The organism is Rhizobacter sp. P2_H2 (assembly GCF_056403375.1).
In genome coordinates, this window is the sequence record NZ_JBFUFP010000676.1 from 1 (window position 1) to 3,016 (window position 3,016).

The window sequence follows — 3,016 nt, forward strand, 5'->3', positions numbered from 1 at the left end:
CTGCCGTCCTGAAAGGGATCTTCCATGACCGACCTGTCGAACCTGGACCGGCCGCCGTTGCCGGCCCTGATCACGCCATCGCGCCCCGGTGAGGCGCTGCTCGATGCCTTCGCACCGATGCGCGCCGACAGCGAGGCGCTGCTGAGCCGCATCGGCGGCGTGCTGCTGCGCGGCTTCGAGGTGCCGAGCGTCGATGCCTTCCGCGCGTTCGCCGCGGCCTTCGGCCACCCGCTGCTCGCCTACGAGTTCGGCTCGACGCCACGCAGCGCGGTCGGTGGCGGGGTCTACACCTCCACCGAATACCCGGCGCACCAGCACATCCCGCTGCACAACGAGCAGGCCTACACCCGCGAGTGGCCGATGAAGATCTGGTTCCACTGCGTCACCGCCGCGCCCGAGGGCGGCGAGACGCCGATCGCCGACAGCCGCGCGATCTGGCGCCACATGCCCGAGGCGATCCGCCGCCGCTTCGCGCCCGGCGTGCTGTACGTGCGCAACTACGGCGAGTTCGACGTGCCGTGGCAGCAGGTGTTCAACACCAGCGAACGCGCCGAGGTCGAGGCCTGGTGCACGCGCTCCGGCATCCGCTTCGAATGGAAGCCCGACGGCGGGCTGCGCACCACGCAGCTGTGCCAGGCCACCGCCGTGCACCCGCGCACCGGCGAGACGGTGTGGTTCAACCAGGCCCACCTGTTCCACGTCTCGAACCTGCAGCCGGAGGTGCGCGAATCGCTGGAGGAACTGCTGGGCGCCGACGAGATGCCGCGCAACGCCTGCTTCGCCGACGGCTCGGCCATCCCCGACGCGATGCTCGACGAGGTGCGCGCGGTGCTGGCCGCGCAGACGGTGTCGTTCCGCTGGCAGGCCGGCGACGTGCTGATGCTCGACAACATGCTGGCCGCGCATGCGCGCGCGCCGTTCAAGGGCCCGCGCAAGGTGGTGGTCGCGATGGCCGAACCGCACGGCAACCTCGACCAGGACCTGTCCCGATGAACGCTCCCCGCAATTTCGTCGACCACCTGCAGCGCCTTGCCGCCGAGCGGCCCGACGACACCGCGCTGGTGATCGTCAGCGCGGCCGACGGTGCCACGCTCGACACGCCGATCCGCTATGCCGAGCTCGCGCTGCGCGTGCGTGCGCTGGCCGCGCGGCTGCAGCGCCGCTTCGCGCCCGGGGAGCGTGTGCTGCTGCTGCTCGACAACGACGACCGCTACGTGGTGGCCTTCCTCGCATGCCTGCATGCGGGGCTGATCGCGGTGCCGGCGTTTCCGCCCGAATCGGCGCGGCCGCAGCACCTGGCGCGGCTGGCCGGCATCGCGCACGACGCGCAGCCGGCGGCGCTGCTCGCGACGCGCGCGACGCTGGCGATGATCGGCAGCGGCTTCGGTGCTGCCGAGCCGATCGCGATCGACGAACTCGATGCCGCCGACGATGCCGCGCTCGCCGCGGCGTGGCGCCCGCACGCGCCGCACGACAGTGACATCGCCTTCCTGCAGTACACCTCCGGCTCCACCTCGGCGCCGAAGGGCGTGATGGTCAGCCACGGCAACCTGATGGCCAACGAGCGGGCGATCGGCGCGGGCTTCGAGGTCGGCGCCGACGACGTGTTCGTCAGCTGGCTGCCGCTGTACCACGACATGGGGCTGATCGGCGGGCTGCTGCAGCCGCTGCACCGCGGCATCCCGACTGTCCTGCTGACGCCGCAGTTCTTCCTGGAGCGGCCGGTGCGCTGGCTGGAGGCGATCGCGCGGCACCGCGGCAGCATCAGCGGTGCGCCGGACTTTGCGTACCGGCTGTGCGTCGAGCGGGTGAAGGACGCGGCGATCGGCGCACTCGACCTGTCGAGCTGGCGCGTGGCCTTCAGCGGTGCCGAGCCGGTGCGGCACGACACGCTGCGAGCGTTCGTCGAGCGCTTCGCGCCGGCGTGCTTCGATCAGCGCTCGGTGTTCCCGTGCTACGGGCTCGCGGAGGCGACGCTGTTCGTCAGCGGCGCGGCAAGGGGGCGGGGGATGGTCGCGCAGCCGTTCTCGGTGTCGGCGCTCGGGGCGGGGCAGGCGAGTGACGGCACGGGCGACGATGCGATCACGCTGGTCAGCAGCGGCCGCGTGCCGAGCGGCCACTGCGTCGAGATCGTCGACCCGCAGACGCTCGCGGTGCACCCCGACGGCCAGGTCGGCGAGATCTGCGCCGCCGGCCCGAGCATCGCGCAGGGCTACTGGCAGCGGCTGGAAGAGACGCAGACGACCTTCGTCGAACGCGGCGGCCAGCGCTGGCTGCGCACCGGCGACCTCGGCTTCGTGCGCGACGGCGAACTGCATGTCACCGGCCGGCTGAAGGACCTGATCATCCTGCGCGGCCAGAACGTCTACCCGCAGGACATCGAGCGCGCGATCGAGGCGGAGGTCGACGCCGTGCGCTCCGGCCGCGTCGCCGCGTTCGCGGTCGAGCTGCCGGGCGGTGGCGAGGGCGTCGGCGTTGCGGTCGAGGTGTCGCGCGCGATGCAGAAGCGCGTGCCGGCCGCGGCGCTGGTGCAAGCGCTCGGCGAGGCGTGTGCCGGCGCGTGCCGCGAGGCGGTGTCGGTGGCGCTGCTGCTGAATCCGGGTGCGCTGCCGAAGACCTCCAGCGGCAAGCTGCAGCGGCGCGCCTGCCGGCTGGGGTTCGAGCAGGGCACRCTGGATGCGTTCGCGGTGTTCGCGCACGGTCGCTTCGTCAGCGGCGACAGCGGCGTCGACGAGGCACCGGCAGTGCCGCTCGACGATGCCGAAGCCGCCGTCGCCGTGCTGTGGCAGGAGGTGCTCGGCCACGCCGCACCGCCGGCGCGCGATGCGCAGTTCTTCGCGAGCGGTGGCAATTCGCTCGCCGCGGTGCAACTGGCCGCGCGCATTGCCGAGCGCTGGCACATCGGCTTCGCGCCGCGCGATGTGTTCGAGGCGCCGCGGCTGGCCGAGCTCGCCGCGCGCGTGCGACAGGCAGGCGACAGCGGCACACGCCGGTCGACGATCCCGGTGCTCGGCGC

The 3,016-nt window shown here is 72.7% G+C and carries 2 protein-coding genes; both read left to right on the forward strand.

The annotated features are described in order from the left end of the window. Nucleotides 1-24 precede the first annotated feature (24 nt). Nucleotides 25-993, forward strand: a complete 969-nt coding sequence (locus AC1D15_RS24515) for a TauD/TfdA family dioxygenase (protein WP_477828023.1) — start codon at nt 25-27, stop codon at nt 991-993. Next, a partial coding sequence (locus AC1D15_RS24520) for an AMP-binding protein (RefSeq protein ID WP_477828024.1) occupies nt 990-3,016 on the forward strand: 2,027 nt, incomplete at its 3' end. The genes AC1D15_RS24515 and AC1D15_RS24520, both read left to right, overlap by 4 nt.

What these genes read in the sequence shown, in the direction of transcription:
- AC1D15_RS24515 (WP_477828023.1), top strand. Translation starts at nt 25, where the DNA reads ATGACCGACCTGTCGAACCTGGACCGGCCGCCGTTGCCGGCCCTGATC.